The 20,070-nt window shown below is 69.1% G+C and carries 16 protein-coding genes, 1 other RNA gene and 1 pseudogene; 17 read left to right on the forward strand and 1 reads right to left on the reverse strand.

Going from position 1 to position 20,070, the window contains the following annotated elements:
- Positions 1 to 211: 211 nt before the first annotated feature.
- The 3 genes from rsmI (at position 212) to rnpB (ending at position 2,732) form a co-directional block, all read left to right on the forward strand.
- Entirely contained in the window at positions 212 to 1,042 is an 831-nt protein-coding gene (gene rsmI / locus MMG85_RS05150) for a 16S rRNA (cytidine(1402)-2'-O)-methyltransferase (protein WP_241045052.1), read from the forward strand.
- A gap of 27 nt (positions 1,043 to 1,069) precedes the next feature.
- Positions 1,070 to 2,245 carry a chromate efflux transporter gene (chrA, locus tag MMG85_RS05155; RefSeq protein WP_241045053.1) on the forward strand — a complete coding sequence of 392 codons (1,176 nt, stop codon included), beginning with the start codon at positions 1,070 to 1,072 and terminating at the stop codon, positions 2,243 to 2,245.
- Positions 2,246 to 2,291: 46 nt separating this feature from the next.
- An RNA gene (gene rnpB / locus MMG85_RS05160) (RNase P RNA component class A) lies at positions 2,292 to 2,732 on the forward strand.
- 206 nt (positions 2,733 to 2,938) lie between these two features.
- Here rnpB and MMG85_RS05165 read toward each other — a convergent pair.
- A complete protein-coding gene (locus MMG85_RS05165) occupies positions 2,939 to 3,709 on the reverse strand; it encodes an NRDE family protein (RefSeq protein ID WP_241045054.1) in 771 nt (256 codons plus the stop codon).
- 320 nt (positions 3,710 to 4,029) lie between these two features.
- Here MMG85_RS05165 and mraZ point away from each other — a divergent pair, with 320 nt between their 5' ends.
- From mraZ to ftsZ, 14 genes and pseudogenes are all read left to right on the forward strand, one after another.
- The gene (mraZ, locus tag MMG85_RS05170; protein WP_055940247.1) at positions 4,030 to 4,476 is read left to right on the forward strand and encodes a division/cell wall cluster transcriptional repressor MraZ; all 447 of its coding nucleotides are present in this window, start codon (positions 4,030 to 4,032) and stop codon (positions 4,474 to 4,476) included.
- The gene (gene rsmH / locus MMG85_RS05175) at positions 4,473 to 5,567 is read left to right on the forward strand and encodes a 16S rRNA (cytosine(1402)-N(4))-methyltransferase RsmH (protein WP_345778839.1); all 1,095 of its coding nucleotides are present in this window, start codon (positions 4,473 to 4,475) and stop codon (positions 5,565 to 5,567) included. The genes mraZ and rsmH overlap by 4 nt, the downstream gene beginning before the upstream one ends.
- Positions 5,564 to 5,827 carry a cell division protein FtsL gene (ftsL, locus tag MMG85_RS05180; RefSeq protein ID WP_055940252.1) on the forward strand — a complete coding sequence of 88 codons (264 nt, stop codon included), beginning with the start codon at positions 5,564 to 5,566 and terminating at the stop codon, positions 5,825 to 5,827. Before rsmH ends, ftsL begins: the two co-directional genes overlap by 4 nt.
- A pseudogene (locus MMG85_RS05185) lies at positions 5,824 to 7,533 on the forward strand (penicillin-binding transpeptidase domain-containing protein); the annotation flags it as partial. The gene ftsL and the pseudogene MMG85_RS05185, both read left to right, overlap by 4 nt.
- Before the next feature lie 134 nt (positions 7,534 to 7,667).
- Positions 7,668 to 9,152 carry a UDP-N-acetylmuramoyl-L-alanyl-D-glutamate--2,6-diaminopimelate ligase gene (locus MMG85_RS05190; protein ID WP_241045055.1) on the forward strand — a complete coding sequence of 495 codons (1,485 nt, stop codon included), beginning with the start codon at positions 7,668 to 7,670 and terminating at the stop codon, positions 9,150 to 9,152.
- Entirely contained in the window at positions 9,149 to 10,528 is a 1,380-nt protein-coding gene (gene murF, locus MMG85_RS05195; protein WP_241045056.1) for a UDP-N-acetylmuramoyl-tripeptide--D-alanyl-D-alanine ligase, read from the forward strand. The genes MMG85_RS05190 and murF overlap by 4 nt, the downstream gene beginning before the upstream one ends.
- Entirely contained in the window at positions 10,518 to 11,603 is a 1,086-nt protein-coding gene (gene mraY / locus MMG85_RS05200; RefSeq protein WP_241045057.1) for a phospho-N-acetylmuramoyl-pentapeptide-transferase, read from the forward strand. The genes murF and mraY overlap by 11 nt, the downstream gene beginning before the upstream one ends.
- A complete protein-coding gene (gene ftsW / locus MMG85_RS05205; protein ID WP_241045058.1) occupies positions 11,603 to 12,916 on the forward strand; it encodes a putative lipid II flippase FtsW in 1,314 nt (437 codons plus the stop codon). The genes mraY and ftsW overlap by 1 nt, the downstream gene beginning before the upstream one ends.
- An 8-nt stretch (positions 12,917 to 12,924) precedes the next feature.
- Positions 12,925 to 13,992 (forward strand): undecaprenyldiphospho-muramoylpentapeptide beta-N-acetylglucosaminyltransferase, encoded by a 1,068-nt coding sequence (murG, locus tag MMG85_RS05210; protein ID WP_241045059.1) that lies wholly within the window; start codon positions 12,925 to 12,927, stop codon positions 13,990 to 13,992.
- 127 nt (positions 13,993 to 14,119) lie between these two features.
- On the forward strand, positions 14,120 to 15,571 hold the full coding sequence (murC, locus tag MMG85_RS05215) for a UDP-N-acetylmuramate--L-alanine ligase (RefSeq protein WP_241045060.1): 1,452 nt from the start codon (positions 14,120 to 14,122) through the stop codon (positions 15,569 to 15,571).
- Positions 15,568 to 16,527 (forward strand): D-alanine--D-alanine ligase, encoded by a 960-nt coding sequence (locus tag MMG85_RS05220; RefSeq protein ID WP_241045061.1) that lies wholly within the window; start codon positions 15,568 to 15,570, stop codon positions 16,525 to 16,527. The genes murC and MMG85_RS05220 overlap by 4 nt, the downstream gene beginning before the upstream one ends.
- On the forward strand, positions 16,527 to 17,369 hold the full coding sequence (locus MMG85_RS05225) for a cell division protein FtsQ/DivIB (RefSeq protein ID WP_241045062.1): 843 nt from the start codon (positions 16,527 to 16,529) through the stop codon (positions 17,367 to 17,369). The genes MMG85_RS05220 and MMG85_RS05225 overlap by 1 nt, the downstream gene beginning before the upstream one ends.
- Complete coding sequence (ftsA, locus tag MMG85_RS05230; RefSeq protein ID WP_055940270.1) at positions 17,366 to 18,601, forward strand: cell division protein FtsA; 1,236 nt, start codon at positions 17,366 to 17,368, stop codon at positions 18,599 to 18,601. The genes MMG85_RS05225 and ftsA overlap by 4 nt, the downstream gene beginning before the upstream one ends.
- Positions 18,602 to 18,776: 175 nt before the next feature.
- A complete protein-coding gene (gene ftsZ / locus MMG85_RS05235; RefSeq protein WP_055940273.1) occupies positions 18,777 to 20,003 on the forward strand; it encodes a cell division protein FtsZ in 1,227 nt (408 codons plus the stop codon).
- The last annotated feature ends 67 nt before the right edge of the window (positions 20,004 to 20,070 follow it).

Here is a 20,070-nt window from a genome sequence, read left to right on the forward strand (position 1 = left end):
GGAGCAAAACGCGTCGCCGACGTGGCAGGGGCTGCGCCCGGCGTGGTCGCGCAGCTGGCCAGTACGGCGACCAGCAGCAGCGCCATCAACGTCCGGACAGGACGGATGCGGGAAGAAAGCGTGCGTGCGACAGGCAGGTCCAAGGGCATCGTCGGTGTTCAGGCAGGGGAACCGGCTACGATTCTACCCCCAGCCATCGAGCCCCACTGGAATGCCTGCCGGAACCCTGTTCATCGTCGCCACTCCGATCGGCAACCTGGGCGACCTGACGCCCCGTGCGCTGGAGACCCTGAAGGGCGTGGCGGCGATCTGCGCCGAAGACACGCGCCGCAGTGGCCAGCTGATGTCGCACTTCGGCATCTCCACCCCGCTGCTGGCCCTGCACGAGCACAACGAGGAAGCGCTGTCGCAGCGCGTGGTCGAACGCCTGTTGTCTGGCGACTCGCTGGCCCTGGTCAGCGATGCGGGCACGCCGCTGGTCAGCGACCCCGGTTTCCGGCTGGTCCGCGCCGCGCGCGCGGCCGGCGTCAAGGTCAGCCCGTTGCCGGGTGCCTGCGCGGCCATCGCCGCGCTGAGCGTGGCCGGATTGCCGAGCGACCGCTTCAGCTTCGAGGGCTTCCTGCCGGCGAAGGCGTCCGCGCGGCGTGAACAGTTGCAGGCCCTGGCCGGCGAGACGCGCACGCTGGTGTTCTACGAGTCCTCGCACCGCATCGCCGAGTCGCTGGCCGACATGCGCGCGGCCTTCGGCGACGACCGCCCGGCGGTGCTGGCGCGCGAACTGACCAAACTGTTCGAGACCGTCCTGGACGGCACCCTGGCCGACCTGCACGCCCGGGTGGAGGCCGACGAGAACCAGCGCAAGGGCGAGTTCGTGGTGATGGTGCAGGGGGCGGGCGACGACCTGGAGGCGCGCCTGGTCGAGGGTCACCGCGTCTACGCGCTGCTCGTCCAGCACCTGCCGCCCTCGGCGGCGGCCAAGCTGGCGGCGGAGATCACCGGCGCGCCGCGCAAGGCCTTGTACGGAATGAAGCCGGACGCGTGACGGCGTGCGGCCGGCGCGGATGACGTGATGGAGGCCTGGCGTGTCTTCCTCGTATTCCTGCGGCTGGGGCTGACCTCGTTCGGCGGTCCGATCGCGCACCTGGGGTATTTCCGCGAGGCGTTCGTGGTACGCCGCCAGTGGCTGGGCGAAGCCGAGTACGCCGACATCGTGGCGCTGTGCCAGGTGCTGCCCGGGCCCGCCAGCAGCCAGGTCGGGATGGTGGTGGGGCTGGGCCGCGCCGGTCTGCCCGGTGCGCTGGCCGCGTGGTGCGGCTTCACGCTTCCCTCCGCGCTGCTGATGGTGGCGCTGGGCGCCAGTCTGTCGCAGTGGCGCGATGCGCTACCGGAGGGGCTCATCCTCGGCTTCAAGCTGCTGGCGGTGGTCGTCGTCGCACAGGCGGTGTGGGGCATGGCGCGCGTGTTCTGCCGCGATGCCGTCACCTGGCTGCTGATGCTGGCGTGCGCCGCGGCGCTGTGGGTCTGGCCGATGGCGGGCATGCAGGTCGCCGTGATCGTCGCCGGTGCGCTGGTGGGGCTGGGACTGCGGGTGGGCGGAACCGCTTCGCCGCCGATGCGGATGCGGGGCGTGCCGTCGCGACGGGTGGGCGTGCTGGCGCTGGTGGCGTTCGCCCTGTTGCTGGTGGCGTCGTGGGTCTGGTCGGGGACGGGATCGTCGGCGGCGGTGTTCGGTGCGTTCTATCGCGCGGGCGCGTTGGTGTTCGGCGGCGGACATGTGGTGATGCCGCTGCTGCAGTCGGGCGTGGTGGCGCCGGGGTGGCTGTCGCAGGACGCGTTCCTTGCCGGGTACGGCGCAGCGCAGGCCGTCCCGGGTCCGATGTTCACCTTCGCCGGTTACCTGGGCGCCGCCATGCAGGCCGGTCCCGGCGGATGGATGGGCGGTGCGCTGGCGATCATCGCGATCTTCCTGCCGGCATGGCTGCTGGTGATGGGCGTGTTGCCGTTCTGGCAGCGGATGGTCGCAGTACCGCGTATGCGGAGTGCGTTGGCGGGCATCAATGCGGCCGTGGTCGGGCTGCTGCTGGCGGCCGTGTGCGATCCGCTGTGGTCCAGCGCGGTCTCGGGCATCGCCGACGCGATGGTGGTGGTGGCGGGGTTCGTGGCGCTGGTGTGGGCGCGCCTGCCGGTGGGCTGGATGGTCGTGGCGATACCGCTCGCCGGCATGGCACTTCACGCACTGGCCTGACGACGCTGCCGACCGGGCAGGGAGGCTGTGCGACAATGCGCGCGGCGGAGCCGGCCAGACAGTCGCGTCATTGGAAACAATGCCGAGGAAAGTCCGGGCTCCACAGGGCACGGTGCCAGGTAACGCCTGGGCGGCGCGAGCCGACGGAAAGTGCAACAGAAAGATACCGCCGATGGCCCTGTCACCCCTTTGCCGCAGCTGATCGAAGCGGCGGTTCTCCTCGCGCTTGCCGGCGTAGCCGGCCAAGGGTTCCCGGAGACGGCAAAGGGGTGGCAGGGCACAGGCAAGGGTGAAATGGTGCGGTAAGAGCGCACCGCGAGTCCGGCAACGGACCGGCACGGCAAACCCCACCGGGAGCAAGACCAAATAGGGAGGCTATGCTGCGGCCCGCAGTGTCTCCGGGTAGGTTGCTTGAGCGTAACGGTGACGTTGCGCCTAGAGGAATGACTGTCCACGACAGAACCCGGCTTACCGGCCGGCTCCGCCGCTTTTCAAAGCGCCGCCGGCGCTTTGAAAAGCCCCAAGGTTTGCGGCGCAAACCTTGGGCCCCAGGCCCTCGCGGCCATACCCCCATCCGCACCTGCGGTGCGGATCGCCCCCTGACTCAGGGGGCTGGTGAAGCGAAGCTCGGATGTTTCCCTTGTGGGAGCGACGTAAGTCGCGATCGCGAACCTACGGGTGCGAGAAAACCCGCTAATCGCCGGTCCCGACCCGCAACGTCGTCTCCCCCTCGAACACCCCCTCCGGCCCGAACCTGCGCTCACTGATCCAGCCATGCCCTGCATGGTCGATCGCGATCAGGGTGCTCGCGCGGGTGCCGTAGCGCGCGCTGCGGATGAAGGCGGGCGACAGCATGCGTTCCAGTTCCAGGCCGACGCCCGTCTCCGGGAGTCGGTCATCGGGCGCGGGCGTTTCATCCGCCAGTGCGGCCCACAACGGGGCGACATCGTCACTGCCGGAACCCACCCAGTCGGCCAGGCGCGCCTTCAGCGCCATCGTCTTCGGCCACGGTTCGTCCAGGTCGCCGTTGGACAGGCCGTGCAGGCCGGGCGCGAGGGTGATGCGCCGCGGCGTGGGGTAGTTGCTGACGTACTCGCAATCGGTCGCGTCGGCCAGCAGTAGGTTGAACGGGGCGAAGGCTTCGGCGGCGGCCAGCAGTCCGGTGGCGCGGTGGTCGGCGCTGTCCGGCGACTGCAGGAAGCCCGTCGCCAGTTGCCCGCGCGACGGCGCGCCCGGCACCTGGATGGCGGGGTCGCGGACGTTGGTCACCACCGCCATCCGGCCGGTGGCATCCACCCCGGCCCAGGTGCCGCCCGATTGCAGGTCCTGCCCGGCCATCAGCGCCGGCGATGCCGCCCACCGGGCCAGCGGGGCGGTGGGCCGGACATGGAATTCATCCCGGTTGCCGGCCAGCACCAGGCGCCAGTGCGGGTGGACCTTCCAGGCGAGGGCGACGAGGCACATGGGCCGATTCTGCGGCGGGGATTTGCGCAGTTCCAGTCCGGCCGGCACCGGCCTTCCCGGCTTGATGTGAAACGACGGTCACCTCACTGAATCGTTCCTCAATATCAAAATTTGAGACGAAACAGCAACTTGTGGATAAGGTTTGAACAAGTCTCTGAAGTTCGCTGCAAGCCATTGATCCGCCAAGCGATTTCCGCTCCGCATTCCTGTTGACAACCCTGTGCGCGGTGCTAAGGTGGGCAACAGAGGGAAAACCGGGTTTTCAGTGGTTTTTCGTGGTTCAATTGATCGCTCATTCGCGCGTCGGGAAGGCAAGGCCTGTGTTTCAGGGTGAGACCGCCATCACAGTGGACGACAAGGGACGGCTCGCGGTGCCCACCGCGTACCGCGACCTTGTCGCGCGCGAGTGCGGCAACCGTCTGGTCATCACCTACAACCCCTTCGAGGCCGGCAGCCTGTACCTGTATCCCGAAAAGGTCTGGCAGCGGGTCCGCGACGAGGTCAGCAAGCTCCCCAGCACCCAGAAGGCGCACCGCAGCCTGCAGCTGAAGCTGATCGGCGCCGCGTCGCCGGTCGAACTGGACGGCAACGGACGCATCAGCGTGCCGGCCAGCCATCGCAGCGCGGTGGGCATCGAGAAGAAAGCCGTGCTGCTGGGCATGGGCGAGAAGTTCGAACTCTGGAGCGAACAGGCGCATCACGCGCAGATCCGTCAGACCCTCACTGACGACGATCTGAGCGCGCACATGCTCGAGCTGCGCTTGTGAACCACGGTGACGGCAAGCGGCAGTCCGCGCCGGCCGGTCACCTTCCAGCGCTGCACTTGCCGGTGTTGTACACGCAGGTCATGGAAGGGCTGCAGGTGAAAGAGGACGGGACATATCTGGACGGCACCTTCGGGCGCGGAGGTCATGCGCGCGGCGTGCTGCAACAACTCGGCCCGGGAGGCCGGCTGCTGTTGATGGACAAGGATCCCGACGCGATCGCGCATGCCGAACAGACGTTCGCGGGCGATGCGCGCGTGTCGATCTTCCGCGGCAGCTTCGCCTCGCTGGCGCAATGGGACGAAACCGCCGCCGGCCTGGACGGCGTGCTGCTCGACCTGGGCGTGTCGTCGCCGCAGCTGGACGTGGCCGAGCGCGGTTTCAGCTTCGGCAAGGACGGTCCGCTGGACATGCGCATGGATCCGGAGTCCGGCGAGAGCGCCGCCGAGTGGATCGCCCGTGCCGACGAGCGCGACATCGCCGACGTGCTGTGGACCTACGGCGAAGAGAAGCAGAGCCGCCGCATCGCCCGCGCCATCGTCGCCCGTCGCGCGACCCAGCCGTTCACCCGCACCGCCGACCTGGCGGCCGCGATCGCGTCGGTCATGCCGCGCGGCGAGAAGATCCATCCGGCCACGCGCAGCTTCCAGGCCATCCGCATCCACATCAACCGCGAACTGGCGGACCTGGAAGCCGGACTGGATGCGGCGCTGGCGCGGCTCAAGACCGGCGGCCGGCTGGCGGTGATCAGCTTCCACTCGCTGGAAGACCGCATCGTCAAGCAGTTCGTCAACAAGCATGCCAAGGCGCCGCCGGCCAATCGCCGGTTCCCGGTGGCGGTGGACTTCGTCCCCACGCTGCGCGCCATCGGCAGCGGACAGAAAGGCGAGGCCGACGAAGTCGCCGCCAACCCGCGCGCGCGCAGCGCGGTGCTGCGGGTGGCGGAGAAGCTGGAAATCGGGAATGGGGATTCGGGATTCGCAACAGAGAAGGACAAGAGCATCGGCGGTAGCCGCAGCTCGGCATCTGCGGCTGCTTCCCGAATCCCGAATCCCGAATCCCCAATCCCGGCCTCCACAGGAGGCACCGCATGAGCCGCTTCCTGATCATCGTGCTGGTGCTGGCCAACATCGCCTCGGCGATCGGCGTGGTCTATGCGCGCCATCGCCATCGCGTGCTGTTCGATGAAGTGACGCGGCTGGAGCGCGCGCGCGACGAGCTGAACGTCGAATTCGGTCGCCTGCAGCTGGAGCAGGCGACCGTGGCGGAGGCCACGCGCATCGACCAGGTCGCGCGCGTGCGCCTGGGCATGAAGTTCCCGGAAGCGGCCGACGTGGTGGTGATTCGCCCATGACCGCCGCGCCCGCCAAGAACCGCAACCGCGCGCGCTTCAACCTGCGCGGCCGCCTCGCGCTGGTGCTCGGCGCGATGGGCCTGTGCTCGGTCAGTCTGGTCGGGCGCGCGGCCTACGTGCAGCTGATCAACCACGATTTCTACCAGCGCCAGGGCGATGCGCGCTTCCTGCGCGAGATTCCCATCCCCACCTCGCGCGGCATGATCACCGACCGCAACGGCGAGCCGGTGGCGGTGTCCTCGCCGGTGGAATCGGTGTGGGGCAATCCGCAGGAACTGCTGAAGGCGCCGGACCGCCTGCCCGAACTGGCGCAGGTGCTGGGCGTGCCGCTCGACCACCTGACCCACCGCCTGTCGCAGAAGGCCGACAAGGAATTCCTGTACCTCAAGCGCCGGATCAACCCGGACGAGGCGCAGAAGATCCTCGCGCACCGGATTCCCGGCGTGTTCTCGCAGCGCGAGTTCCGTCGCTTCTATCCGCAGGGGCCGGCGATGGCCCATGTGCTGGGCTTCACCAACATCGACGACCGCGGCCAGGAAGGGCTGGAGCTGGCCTTCGACGAATGGCTCAGCGGTACGCCGGGTGCGCAGAAGGTGATCCGCGACAATCGCGGCCGCATCGTCGAGAACGTCGACCTGATCCGCTCCGCACAGCCGGGCAAGGACCTGACGCTCAGCATCGACCGCCGCATCCAGTACCTGGCGCACCGCGAGCTGCGCAATGCGCTGCTCGAGCACCAGGCCAGCAGCGGCTCCATCGTCATCATGGACGTGGCCACCGGCGAAGTGCTGGCGATGGTCAACCTGCCGACCTACAACCCCAATGCGATCGAGCGGGTGAAGCCGGATGCGCGCCGCAACCGCGCGCTGACCGACATGATCGAGCCGGGTTCGACGATGAAGCCGCTGACCGTCTCGACGGCGCTGAAAGCCGGCGTGGTGACGCCGTCGACGCTGGTCAACACCAATCCGGGCTACATGGCGTTGAACAGCCGTTACACCATCCGTGACGTGCCGCGGAACAACGGCGTGCTGACCGTCACCGGCGTGATCACCAAGAGCTCGAACATCGGGTCGATCAAGATCGCCGAGAAGCTGCCGAACGCCTATTTCTACGAGAGCATCCACAGCTTCGGCTACGGCCAGAAGCCCGGCAGCGGGTTCCCGGGTGAGTCCGCCGGTATGCTGGCGCCGCCGGATCGCTGGAACGGCCTGCAGAAGGCCACCATGTCCTACGGCTACGGCCTGGCGGTGACGCCGCTGCAGATCGCGCGTGCGTATTCGGCGCTGGGCAACGGCGGCAGGCTGGTCACGCCGACGTTCGTGAAGGGCCAGCGCAGCGAAGCGCCGCAGGTGCTGGATCCGGCCATCGCGCGTGAAGTCGTCGGCATGATGGAAACCGTGGTGACGCAGGGCGGCGCCAAGCGCGCCGGCGTGCTCGGCTACCGCGTGGCGGGCAAGACCGGAACGGCCCGCATCGCCTCTGGCGGCGGCTACGCGAAGGGCCGCTACGCCTCGTTCTTCGCCGGTCTGGTACCGGCCAGCAATCCCCGCTTCGCCGCGGTGGTGGTGATCAACGATTCGCAGGAAGGCGGCTACTACGGCGGCCTGGTGGCCGCGCCCGTGTTCCACGACGTGATGGACGGGACGCTGCGCCTGATGGACGTGCCGCCGGACGACATCGAGGCATGGCTCGCTGCGCAGGCGAAGAACGCGAACGCGCCGGGCGGCAGTGCGCCGGCTCCCGCGCCGACGCCGATCGCCGACGACATGGTCGACACGATGGACCCGTCCGCGTTCGATGCGCCGCAGGCCGCCCTGCCGGCGACGGGTGCGACGCGATGAGGCGGATGATGGCGCTCGCCGAACTGCTGCCCGACGTGGACGTGCCGCGCGACATCGTCGTGCGTGGCCTGACGCTGGACAGCCGCAGCGTGCAGCCCGGCGACGCCTTCGTCGCGATCGCCGGCTTCGGTGCGCACGGCCTGAACTTCGCCGCGCAGGCGAAGGAAAACGGCGCCAGCGCGATCCTGTTCGAGCCGCCCGTGCCGGAAGGGCTGGAAGCGCCGCGCGATGCGATCGCGGTGCCCGGCCTGCGTGCGCGCATGGGCACGATGGCGGACCGCTTCCATGCCGCTCCGTCGCACGACATGAAGATGGTCGGCGTCACCGGCACCAACGGCAAGACGTCCACCGTGCAGTTGCTGGCGCAGGCCTGGCACCTGCGCGGGGTGCGCTGCGCGACCGTCGGTACGCTCGGCGCCGGCATGTACGGCGAAGTGGTGCCCACCGGCTTCACCACGCCGCTGGTGTTGCAGATGCATGCGCTGCTGGCGCAGTTCCGCGATGCCGGCGCCAAGGCTGTCGCAATGGAAGTCAGTTCGCACGCGCTGGACCAGGGCCGCGTGGACGCCGTGCATTTCGATGTCGGCGTGTTCACCAACCTCACCCGCGACCATCTGGATTACCACGGTGACATGGAGCGTTACGGCGCCGCCAAGTCGCTGCTGTTCTTCCGCACCGGCCTGAAGGCGGGCGTGATCAACCTCGACGATGCCTATGGCCGCGAGCTGTTCGCACGGCTGCCGCATGGCCTGCAGCGCATCGGCGTGAGCTCGCGCGGGCAGGCCGACGCCAGCGTGCGCGCGGACGCGCTGCGCCTGGACGGCAACGGCATCGCCTTCGACCTGGTCCTCGGCGACGACGTCCAGCCGGTGCAGTCGCGCCTGCTGGGCCGCTTCAACGTGGACAATCTGCTGGCGGTGGCCGGCGCGCTGCATGCGCTGGGCGACACGCCGGCCGACATCGCGCGCACGCTGTCGCGGCTGGCGCCGATCCACGGCCGCATGAACCGGCTCGGCGGCGACAGCGATGCGGCCGGCAACCGCCGTCCGCTGGTCGTCATCGACTACGCGCATACGCCGGATGCGCTGGAACAGGCATTGGCCAGCCTGCGCGACCACGTGCAGGGCAGGCTGTTCTGCGTGTTCGGCTGCGGCGGCGACCGCGACACCGGCAAGCGTCCGCAGATGGCGGCCATCGCCGAGCGTCTGGCGGATGTGGTGCTGGTGACCGACGACAACCCGCGCACCGAGGACGGCGACCGCATCGTGGCCGACATCATGGCCGGCTTCGCGAAGCCGGACGCGATCCTCGTGCAGCGCGACCGCGCGCAGGCGATCGCGCAGGCCGTCGCGCAGGCCGGACCCGACGACATCGTACTGGTGGCCGGCAAGGGCCACGAGCCCTACCAGGACATCCATGGCGTGAAGCATCCGTTCGACGACACCGCCGTGGCGCGCCAGGCGCTGGAGGACCGTCGATGAAGCGGCTTCCCCTTTCCCTGCTGGCGCACTGGGCGGGCGGCGAACTGCTGGGCGATGACCTGGTGATCGGCTCGCTGACCCACGACACCCGCGCGCTGGTGCCGGGCAGCCTGTATGTCGCCCTGCGCGGCGAGCGCTTCGACGGTCACGACTTCGCCTACGACGCCGCCATGCGTGGTGCCGCCGCCGTGCTGGTCGACCACGAGGTCAAGGTCGACGTGCCGCAGGTGGTGGTGCCGGATACGTTGCTGGCGCTGGCGCGCATCGCCGCCGGCCTGCAGCGCGATCGGGTGGAGAAGACGGTCGCGATCACCGGCAGCAACGGCAAGACCACGGTGAAGACGCTGGTGGTGTCGATCCTGCAGCGCGCCGGCGTGGCCTACTTCAATCCCGGCAACCGCAACAACGAGATCGGCCTGCCGATGGCCGTGATCGAGGCGCCGGACGACGCCGACTTCTCGGTCTACGAAATGGGCGCGGGCAAGCCCGGCGACATCGCCTACCTGACCGACATCGTCACGCCGGAAGTGGCGCTGGTGAACAACATCGCGGCCGCGCATCTGGAGCGCCTGGGCTCGCTGATGGGCGTGGCCGAGACCAAGGGCGCGATCTACGAGGCGCTGCCCGCCGACGGCACCGCGGTGATCAATGCCGACGACGCCTTCGCCGAGTATTTCGCCAGCCGCGTGCCCGACCGCCGCATCCTCCGCTTCGGCCTGGAGGCGACCGCCGACCTGACCGCGCGCGACATCCGCGCGACGGCCGACGGTTCGGATTTCGTGCTGGTGGCGCCGCATGGCGAGATCGCGGTGCAGCTGCACCTGCCGGGTCGGCATAACGTGCTCAATGCACTGGCCGCCGCAGGCATCGCAATGGCCTGCGGGGTGTCGCTGGCGATCATTGCCGACGGTCTGTCGGCCGCGCAGCCGGTCGCCGGTCGCCAGGTCGCGCACACGTTGCCGAACGGCGCGGTGGTGATCGACGACAGTTACAACGCCAATCCGGGCTCGCTGATCGCCGCCATCGACACGCTGGCGGCCGCCAGCGCGCAGGCGGGCGGCGAGGGCTGGCTGGTGCTGGGCGACATGCGCGAGCTGGGCGACGACGCCGAGGCGTTGCATGCCGACGCCGGCCGTCGCGCGAAGGCCGCCGGACTGCGCCGCCTGTACACGCTGGGTCCGCTCAGTGCCGCCGCCGCCGCCGCCTTCGGCGAGGGCGCGCTCGCCTTCGACGACCACGCCTCGCTGGCCGACGCGCTGCGCGGCGGATTGCGCGACGGCGTGCGCTGCCTGGTCAAGGGCTCGCGCGGCAGCGCGATGGACCGGATCGTCGCCGCCTTGCTGTCCACCGGGGAGGACACACCGCATGTTGCTTGAACTGGCTCGCTGGCTGCAGAGCCTGGAAAACTTCTTCGGCCTGTTCGGCTACCTGACGTTCCGCGGCATCCTCGCGGCGCTGACGTCGCTGGCGCTGTCGCTGTGGCTGGGCCCGGCGGTGATCCGCAAGCTCGGCCAGCTGAAGGGCGGCCAGCCGATCCGCAAGGACGGCCCGCAGTCGCACTTCTCCAAGGCCGGCACGCCGACGATGGGCGGTGCGCTGATCCTGATGACGGTGCTGCTGTCGGTGCTGCTGTGGGGCGACCTGCGCAACAAGTATGTGTGGGTGGTGCTGCTGGTGATGCTGACGTTCGGCGCCATCGGCTGGTACGACGACTGGATCAAGATCGTCAAGCGCGATCCCAACGGCCTGAAGTCGCGCTGGAAGTACCTGCTGCAGTCGATCTTCGGCCTGGCCGCGGGCCTGTACCTGTACCTGTACGCCGACGTGCCGGCGGCCACGACGTTCTACGTGCCGTTCTTCAAGTCGATCGCGTTGCCGCTGGCCGGCGTCGGCTTCGTGGCCATCGCCTACTTCTGGATCGTCGGCTTCTCCAACGCGGTCAACTTGACCGATGGCCTGGACGGGCTGGCGATCATGCCGACGGTGCTGGTCGCCTGCGCGCTGGGCGTGTTCGCCTATGCGTCGGGCAACGCGGTGTTCTCCAGCTACCTGCAGATCCCGCCGGTGCCGGGGGCGGGCGAACTGACCATCATCTGCGCGGCGATCGCCGGCGCGGGCCTGGGCTTCCTGTGGTTCAACACCTATCCGGCGATGGTGTTCATGGGCGACATCGGCGCACTGGCGCTGGGCGCCGTGCTGGGCACCATCGCGGTGATCGTGCGCCAGGAACTGGTGCTGGTGATCATGGGCGGCATCTTCGTCATCGAGACGCTGTCGGTGATGATACAGGTGGCCTCGTTCAAGCTGACCGGCAAGCGCGTGTTCCGCATGGCGCCGATCCACCACCACTTCGAGCTGAAGGGCTGGCCGGAGCCGCGGGTGATCGTGCGCTTCTGGATCATCTCCGTCGTGCTGGTCCTCGTTGGCCTGGCCACGTTGAAGGTGCGCTGATGAACGACACGCCGCGCCAAGCCACGCGACTGGAAGCCATCGGGGGCCGTTTCGACCCCTGGTTGCTCGGCGCCATGCTGGCGCTGGCGTCGTTGGGCGTGGTGATGGTGGCGTCGGCGTCGATCTACCAGCACGGCAACCCGTTCTACTACTTGGTCCGCCACGGCATGTTCCTGGTGGCCGGCGCCGGACTGGCGTGGTGGGTGACGCGCACCGAACTGAAGAGCATCGAAGCGCGCAACCACCTGCTGCTGCTCGGCTGCGTGGTGCTGCTGCTGATGGTGTTCGTGCCCGGACTGGGCGTGAGCGTGAAGGGTGCGCACCGCTGGATCAACCTGGGCGTGTCGAACTTCCAGGTGGTCGAGGTGGTGAAGGTGTTCTTCATCGTCTGGCTCGCCAGCTATCTGGTGCGTTTCCGCGACGAGGTCAATGCGACCTGGGCCGCGATGCTGAAGCCGCTGGGCGTGGTGGTGGTGCTGGTGGTACTGCTGCTGCTGCAGCCCGACTTCGGTTCGTCCTCGCTGCTGCTGGCCATCACCGCCGGCATGCTGGTGCTGGGCGGCGTGAACATGCCGCGCATGTTCGGTCCGGTGCTGGTCGGGTTGCCGATCATGGCCGTGATCGCCATCGCCGAGCCGTACCGGTGGCGCCGAATCACTTCGTTCTCCGACCCGTGGGCCGATCCGTTCGGCAGCGGCTACCAGCTGACCAATGCGCTGATGGCGATCGGTCGCGGCGAGTGGGGCGGCATCGGCCTGGGCGGCTCGGTGCTGAAGCTCAACTACCTGCCGGAAGTGCATACCGACTTCATCTTCTCGGTGATCGGCGAGGAACTCGGCTTTGTCGGCATCTGCCTGGTGGTGGCGCTGTATGCGCTGCTGGTCGGCCGCGCCTTCGTGATCGGCCTGCGCTGCGTGGAGATGCGCCGCCACTTCGCCGGCTATGTCGCCTTCGGCGTGGCGTTGTGGATCGGCATGCAGAGCTTCGTGTCGATGGGCGTGAACCTCGGCCTGCTGCCGACCAAGGGCCTGACCCTGCCGCTGATCTCGTCCGGCGGTTCGAGCATCCTGATGACCTGCGTGGCGATGGGCCTGCTGCTGCGCGTGTCGTACGAACTGGAGCGCACCCAGCGCCAGGTCGCGTTGCGGGGCGAGGCCGTGCAGGGCGGCAACGAGGCGCCGCGTGCGCCGGTCGATCCGCGCCCGGCGACGCCTGCACCCGCATCGGTCGTGGCGTCATCGCTCTCGCAGACGCTGCGCGGCACCCGCCGCCCGCAACCGCGCGTCGAGCCGACCTTCGAGAGGCTGGCATGAGCGCGGTGATGTCGGCTCCCGTGATGATCATGGCCGGCGGCACCGGCGGCCACATCTTCCCCGCGCTCGCCGTGGCCAAGGTGCTGCGCGCGCGCGGCGTGCCGGTGGTGTGGCTGGGTGCCGACGGCGCGATGGAAACGCGACTGGTACCGCCGCACGACATCCCGCTGGATACGCTGGCCATCACCGGCCTGCGCGGCAAGGGCACGCTGGCCCTGCTCGGTGCGCCGGTGCGCGTGCTGCGTGCGATCCGCGCGGCCGGCTTCGTGCTGCGTCGCCGCGCGCCGCGCGCGGTGGTGAGCTTCGGCGGATTCGCTGCCGGTCCGGGTGGCGTTGCCGCGCGGCTGCTGGGCCTGCCGCTGCTGGTGCACGAACAGAACCGCGCGGCCGGCTTCACCAACCGCATGCTGGTGAAGGTCGCTCGTCGGGTGATGACCGGCTTCCCCGGTGCATTCCCGCAACGCGAGGAAGTGGTCGGCAATCCGGTGCGCGAGGAGATCGCGAAGTTGCCGGCACCGTCCATCCGCTTCGCCGGTCGCACCGGCCCGATGCGCGTGCTCGTGCTCGGCGGCAGCCAGGGTGCGCGTGCCTTGAACCTGGCGGTTCCGCAGGCCATCGCGGCCTTGCCGGCAGGCAGCGTCGACGTGCGCCACCAATGCGGCGAGAAGCTGCGCGACGAAGCGGCCAAGGCCTATGCGGATGCCGGCGTGGCAGCGCGCGTGGAGGCCTTCATCACCGACATGGCCGAAGCCTACGCTTGGGCCGATCTGGTCGTCTGCCGCTCCGGCGCCTCCACCCTCGCCGAGCTGTGCGCGGTCGGCGTGGGCAGCGTGCTGGTGCCGTTCGCGCAGGCCGTGGACGACCACCAGACCCGCAACGCCGAATACCTGGTCGAGCGCGATGCCGCCGTACTGCTGAAGCAGGACGAGGCACTGGCCACGACACTGGCCGCGACGCTGCGCGACCTCGCCGGCGACCCCGCCCGCCGCCTGGCGATGGCAGAGGCCGCGCGCACGCTGGCGAAAACCGATGCGGCCGACCGCATCGCCGACATCATTCTGGAAGAAGCGCTATGAAGCTGGGAATCGGGAATAGGGAATGGAGAATGGAAACGCGGCATCGCGGCGTGGCTGACAAGTGCGCGTGCGCATTCCCCATTCCCTATTCCCCATTCCCCATTCCCTCCGCTTGCGGAGGTACCCCATGATCGCCGCCGCACGCGAGCGCCGTCTGCAGCACACCGGCAACCTGGCGCAGGCGTTCCGTCGGGTGCACTTCGTCGGCATCGGCGGCTCCGGCATGAGCGGCATCGCCGAGGTGCTGTGCACGCTGGGCTATGAAGTCTCCGGCTCGGACAATGCCGACAACGCCGCGACCCGTCGCCTGGCCTCGCTGGGTGCACGGGTGATGCGCGGCCACAATGCGTCGAACGTGCTGGGCACCGACTGCGTGGTGGTGTCGAGTGCGATCAAGCACGACAACCCGGAACTGATGGAAGCGCGCAGCCAGCGCATCCCGATCGTCCCGCGCGCGGCGATGCTGGCTGAACTGATGCGTTTCCGTCGCGGCATCGCCGTGGCCGGCACGCATGGCAAGACCACCACCACCAGCCTGGCCGCGGCTGTGCTGAGCGAAGGCGGACTGGACCCGACCTTCGTCATCGGCGGGCAACTGCTTGCCGCCGGCGCCAACGCCAAGCTCGGCGACGGCCAGTGGCTGGTCGCCGAGGCCGACGAGAGCGACGGCAGCTTCCTGCGCCTGAATCCGCTGATCTCCATCGTCACCAACATCGATGCCGATCACCTGGAAAACTACGGCAACGACTTCGAGCGGGTGAAGGCGGCGTTCGCCGAGTTCCTGCAGCGCCTGCCGTTCTACGGCCTGGCGGTGCTGTGCATCGACGATCCGGAAGTCGCCGCCATCGCCGCCGACACGCCGCGCCACGTGATGAGCTACGGCTTTGCCGAGAACGCCGACGTGCGCGCCGAAGAGGTGACGCAGGAAGGCGGTCGCATGCACTTCACCCTGCGCCTGCCGGAGGACGCCAGCATCCGCGTCAGCCTGGCGCTGCCGGGCCGCCACAACGTGCAGAACGCGCTGGCCGCTGCCGCCGTGGGCTGGCAGCTAGGCGTGTCGCCGGAGAACATCGCCGCCGCGCTGGAGAAGTTCGCCGGCATCGGTCGCCGCTTCAACGACCTGGGCGAGATCGCCACGCCGCAGGGCGCGCGCGTGCAGCTGGTCGATGACTACGGCCATCACCCGAGGGAGCTCGCCGCGGTGTTCGCGGCTGCGCGCGGCGGCTGGCCGCACAAGCGCCTGGTGGTCGCGTTCCAGCCGCACCGCTACAGCCGCACGCGCGACCAGTTCGACGCATTCGCTGCCGTGCTGTCGGAAGCCGATGCGCTGGTGCTGAGCGAGGTCTATCCGGCCGGCGAGCAGCCGATCGCCGGTGCGGATTCCAAGTCGCTGGCGCGCGCCATCCGTGCGCGCGGCCGTAACGAGCCGGTGGTCGTCAGCCAGGTCAGCGACCTGGTCGACGTGCTGCCCGACGTCCTGCAGGACGGCGATCTGCTGCTGCTGATGGGCGCCGGCGACATCGGCCACATGTCGCAGCACATCGCGGCGCACGGCTTCGCCGCGAGGGATCCCGCATGAGCGCGCTGACCGTGCCGCCGCTGCGCATCACCGACGCATCGCGCTTCGGTCGCGTCGCCGTGCTGCTGGGCGGCGTGTCCAGCGAACGCGAGGTGTCGCTGAACTCCGGGCAGAACGTGCTCGACGCGCTGCTCGCGCGCGGCGTGCAGGCGTTCGCCGTGGACGGCGTGCCGGCGCTGGTCGAAGCGATCCGCGCCGGCAAGGTCGACCGCGTGTTCAACATCATGCACGGCGGCGATGGTGAGAACGGCGTGCTGCAGGGCCTGCTGCAGTCGCTCGGCGTGCCGTACACCGGCCCCGGCGTGCTCGGTTCGGCGCTGACCATGGACAAGATCCGCACCAAGCAGGTGTGGCAGGCCGCGGGTTTGCCGACGGCGAGCTTCGTGCGCATTGCCGCCGGCGGCGATCTGGTCGCGGCGGTGCGTACGCTGGGCTTCCCGGTGTTCGTCAAGCCGTCGGCCGAAGGCTCCAGCGTCGGTGTGTTCCAGATCCAGGGCGAGGACGACCTCGCGCCCGCGGTCGCATTCGCCTCGTCGTATCCCGGCGAACTGCTGGCCGAGCAGATGCTCACCGGCGGCGAGTTCACTGTCGCCATCCTCGGCGATCTGGCGCTGCCGTCGGTGCGTATCGTGCCGGCGCAGGGCTGGTACGACTACCACGCCAAGTACATCGCCGAGGACACGCAGTACCTGTGCCCGGGCCTGGACGATGCCGGCGACGAAGCACGCATCCGCGCGCTGGCGCTGGACGGCTTCCGTGCAGCCGGCTGCAGCGGCTGGGGCCGCGTCGACGTGATGCGCCATGCCGATGGCCGTTTCCTGCTGATGGAAGTCAACACCGCCCCGGGCATGACCAGCCACTCGCTGGTGCCGAAGGAAGCGGCGCAGGTGGGCATCGGCTTCGAGGAGCTGTGCTGGCGCATCCTCGAGCAGACGGTGCCGGAGGTGGCGGGCTGATGAACGCTGCCCTGCGCATCCTGACCTGGCTGATCGCGCTGGCGCTGGTGGCGCTGCCGGTCGTGGCCGTGGTCAACGGCTGGATCGGCGCCGATCGCTGGCCGCTGTCCACGCTGCGCGTGCAGGGCGAACTGGCACGCGTGGACGCGGCGCAGCTGCAGGCGGCGGTGTTGCCGCACGCGCGTCGCGGCTTCTTCGCGGTGCGGCTGGAAGACGCCAAGCATGCGGTCGAGCAACTGCCGTGGGTGGAGCGCGCCGACGTGCGCAAGCGCTGGCCGGACGTGCTGGAAGTGCGCATCACCGAGCACAAGCCGTTCGCGCGCTGGGGCAACGACAAGCTGCTGTCCGAGCACGGTCGCCTGTTCCCGATGCCGAAGGAGCTGACCGGCCTGGAGCTGCCGCAGCTCGGCGGGCCGGATTCGCAGGTGCAGGAAGTGACCGCGCTGTACAACGAGTCGCGCCAGCTGTTCGCGCCGATGGGCCTGGATGTCACCACGCTGGTGATGGATGCACGCGGCAGCTGGTCGCTGCTGCTGGGCAACGGCACCCAGGTCGTCGTCGGCCGCACCGACGCGCGTCCGCGCCTGGGCCGCTTCGCGCGGATGCTGCCGCAACTGCTGACGGCCGCGCAGGCGCAGCCGCTGGTGCGCGCCGACCTGCGCTACACCAATGGCTTCGCCCTTGTCTGGGCGAAGCCGGGAATCGGGAATGGAGAGTCGGGATTGGCGTTGCCGCCGCCGATTGCGACATCCGGCGCGTTCATGCCGCGTCCTGCCTCCGTCCGACGTCCCCACGCATCGATTCCCCATTCCCCATTCTCAACTCCCGGTTTCGCAACATGAATCGCAAGGGTGACAAATCGCTGATCGTCGGGCTGGACATCGGCACCTCCAAGGTGACGGCGCTGGTCGGCGAGTACGCACCGGGCAATCCGATCGAAGTGATCGGCATCGGCTCGCACGAATCGCGCGGTCTCAAGCGCGGCGTCGTGGTGGACATCGAGTCCACCGTGCAGTCGATCCAGCGCGCGATCGAGGAGGCCGAGCTGATGGCCGGCTGCGAGATCCGCTCGGTCTACGCCTCGATCTCCGGCAACCACGTACAGTGCCGCAACTCGCCCGGCATCGTGCCGATCCGCGACGGCGAAGTGACCTGGGGCGACCTGGACCGCGTGCTGGAAGCGGCCAAGGCCGTCGCCATCCCGGCCGACCAGAAGATCCTCCACGCCATCCCGCGCGAGTACAAGCTGGACAACTCGCAGGAAGGCATCCGCAACCCGGTCGGCATGACCGGCGTGCGCCTGGAAGTGGATGCGCACCTGGTGTTCTGCGCGCAGTCCGCCGCCGCCAACATCAGCAAGTGCGTGCAGCGCTGCGGCCTGCAGATCGATGACCTGATCTTCTCGTCGCTGGCCTCCAGCGTGGCCGTGCTGACCAGCGACGAGCGCGAGCTCGGCGTGGTGCTGGTCGACATGGGCGCGGGCACCACCGACCTGGCGGTATTCGTGCAGGGCGCGATCTGCCACACCGCGTCGCTGCCGATTGCCGGCGACCAGGTGACCAACGACATCGCGCACATGCTGCGCACGCCCACGCCGGAAGCCGAGCAGATCAAGGTGCGCTATGCCTGCGCGCTCGCCCAGCTGGCGACGGCGGAGGAAAGCATCCAGGTACCCAGCGTCGGCGACCGACCGCCGCGCCGCCTGCCGCGCCACGCGCTGGCGCAGGCCGTGCAGCAGCGCTACGAGGAGATCTTCGAGATGGTGCAGGCCGAACTCCGCCGCTCCGGCTTCGAGGAACGCGTGCGCGCCGGCATGGTGCTGACCGGCGGCGCCGCGAAGATGGAAGGCGTGGTCGAGCTGGCCGAAGAGATGCTGCAGATGCCCGTGCGCGTCGGCATCCCGCAGCACGTCACCGGCCTGGGCGAAGTGGTCGGCAACCCGGTGCACGCCACCGGCGTCGGCCTGCTGCTGATGGGCAGCCAGATCGAACATCCCCGGCGTCCGTCGCTACCCACGGGCAAGGCGGGCAGCTGGTTCAAGAAACTGCAGAACTGGTATCGCGGTGAGTTCTGAGGTGAGAGAAGTGAGTGGAGAGAAGTGAGGAGTGAGAAGAGCAAGACGGCGACGTGGAGAGAGAGGGTGTTCTGCTCACTCCTCACTTCTCTCCCCTCACTCCTTGCAGCAAGAAGTAGTACCGAAGTATCCGTTCCACCCAGCAACACATAACTAAATAAACGAGGACAAGGACATGGCACATTTCGAACTGGTTGAAAAGATGGCCCCGAATGCGGTGATCAAGGTCGTGGGCGTGGGCGGTGGCGGCGGCAACGCCGTGGCGCACATGGTCAACGGCAGCGTGGATGGCGTGGAGTTCATCACCGCCAACACCGATTCGCAGGCGATCAAGAACTGCGGCGCCAAGCTGCAGCTGCAGTTGGGCAGCAACGTCACCAAGGGCCTGGGCGCGGGCGCGAATCCGGAAGTCGGCCGCCAGGCCGCGCTGGAAGACCGCGAGCGCATCATCGACGCCCTCGACGGCGCCGACATGGTGTTCATCACCGCCGGCATGGGCGGCGGCACCGGCACCGGCGCGGCGCCGGTCGTCGCGCAGCTGGCAAAGGAAATGGGCATCCTGACCGTCGCCGTGGTCACCAAGCCGTTCCCATTCGAAGGCCGCCGCCGCATGCAGGTCGCGCTGAAGGGCATCGAGGAGCTGAGCCACCATTGCGACTCGCTGATCACCATCCCCAACGAGAAGCTGATCACCGTGCTGGGCCGCAACGCCACCATGATCCAGGCCTTCCGTGCCGCCAACGACGTGCTGCTCGGCGCCGTGCAGGGCATCGCCGACCTGATCGTCCGCCCGGGCCTGATCAATGTCGACTTCGCCGACGTGCGCACCGTGATGAGCGAGATGGGCCTGGCCATGATGGGCACCGGTTCGGCACGCGGCGACGACCGCGCGCAGGCCGCCGCCGAGGCCGCCATCCAGAACCCGCTGCTGGACGACGTCAACCTCAACGGCGCCAACGGCATCCTGGTCAACATCACCGCCGGCCCCGACTTCACCATGGCCGAGTTCGACGAGGTGGGCCGCACCATCGAAGGCTTCGCCTCGGAAGACGCGACCGTGGTCGTGGGCACCGTGCTGGACCCGGACATGCAGGACGAAGTGCGCGTGACCGTGGTGGCCACCGGCCTGAACCGCAACGCCGCCCGCCAGCCGGTCGGCCGTGGCGGCGACCTGCGCGAGCCGATGCGCGCGCCGATCAAGCTGGTCCGCGACGCCACCACCGGCATGCCGATCGACGATGGCTTCTCGATGGACCCGATCAGCGCCGCCACCAGCGGCCTGGGCCTGCGTCGTGGCTCGGCCTCGCCGGCACCGTCGGCACCGGCCTCCGCGCCGGTGGCGGCGGACCTGCCGTCGGACTACCTGGACATCCCGGCGTTCCTGCGCCGCCAGGCGGACTGATGTGATGTGCCCCTTCCCCCGCTTGCGGGGGAAGGCTGGGATGGGGGCGAGCGCCGCCGACGATCTT

Source organism: Pseudoxanthomonas sp. LH2527, from assembly GCF_022539275.1.
Taxonomy (GTDB): Bacteria; Pseudomonadota; Gammaproteobacteria; order Xanthomonadales; family Xanthomonadaceae; genus Pseudoxanthomonas_A.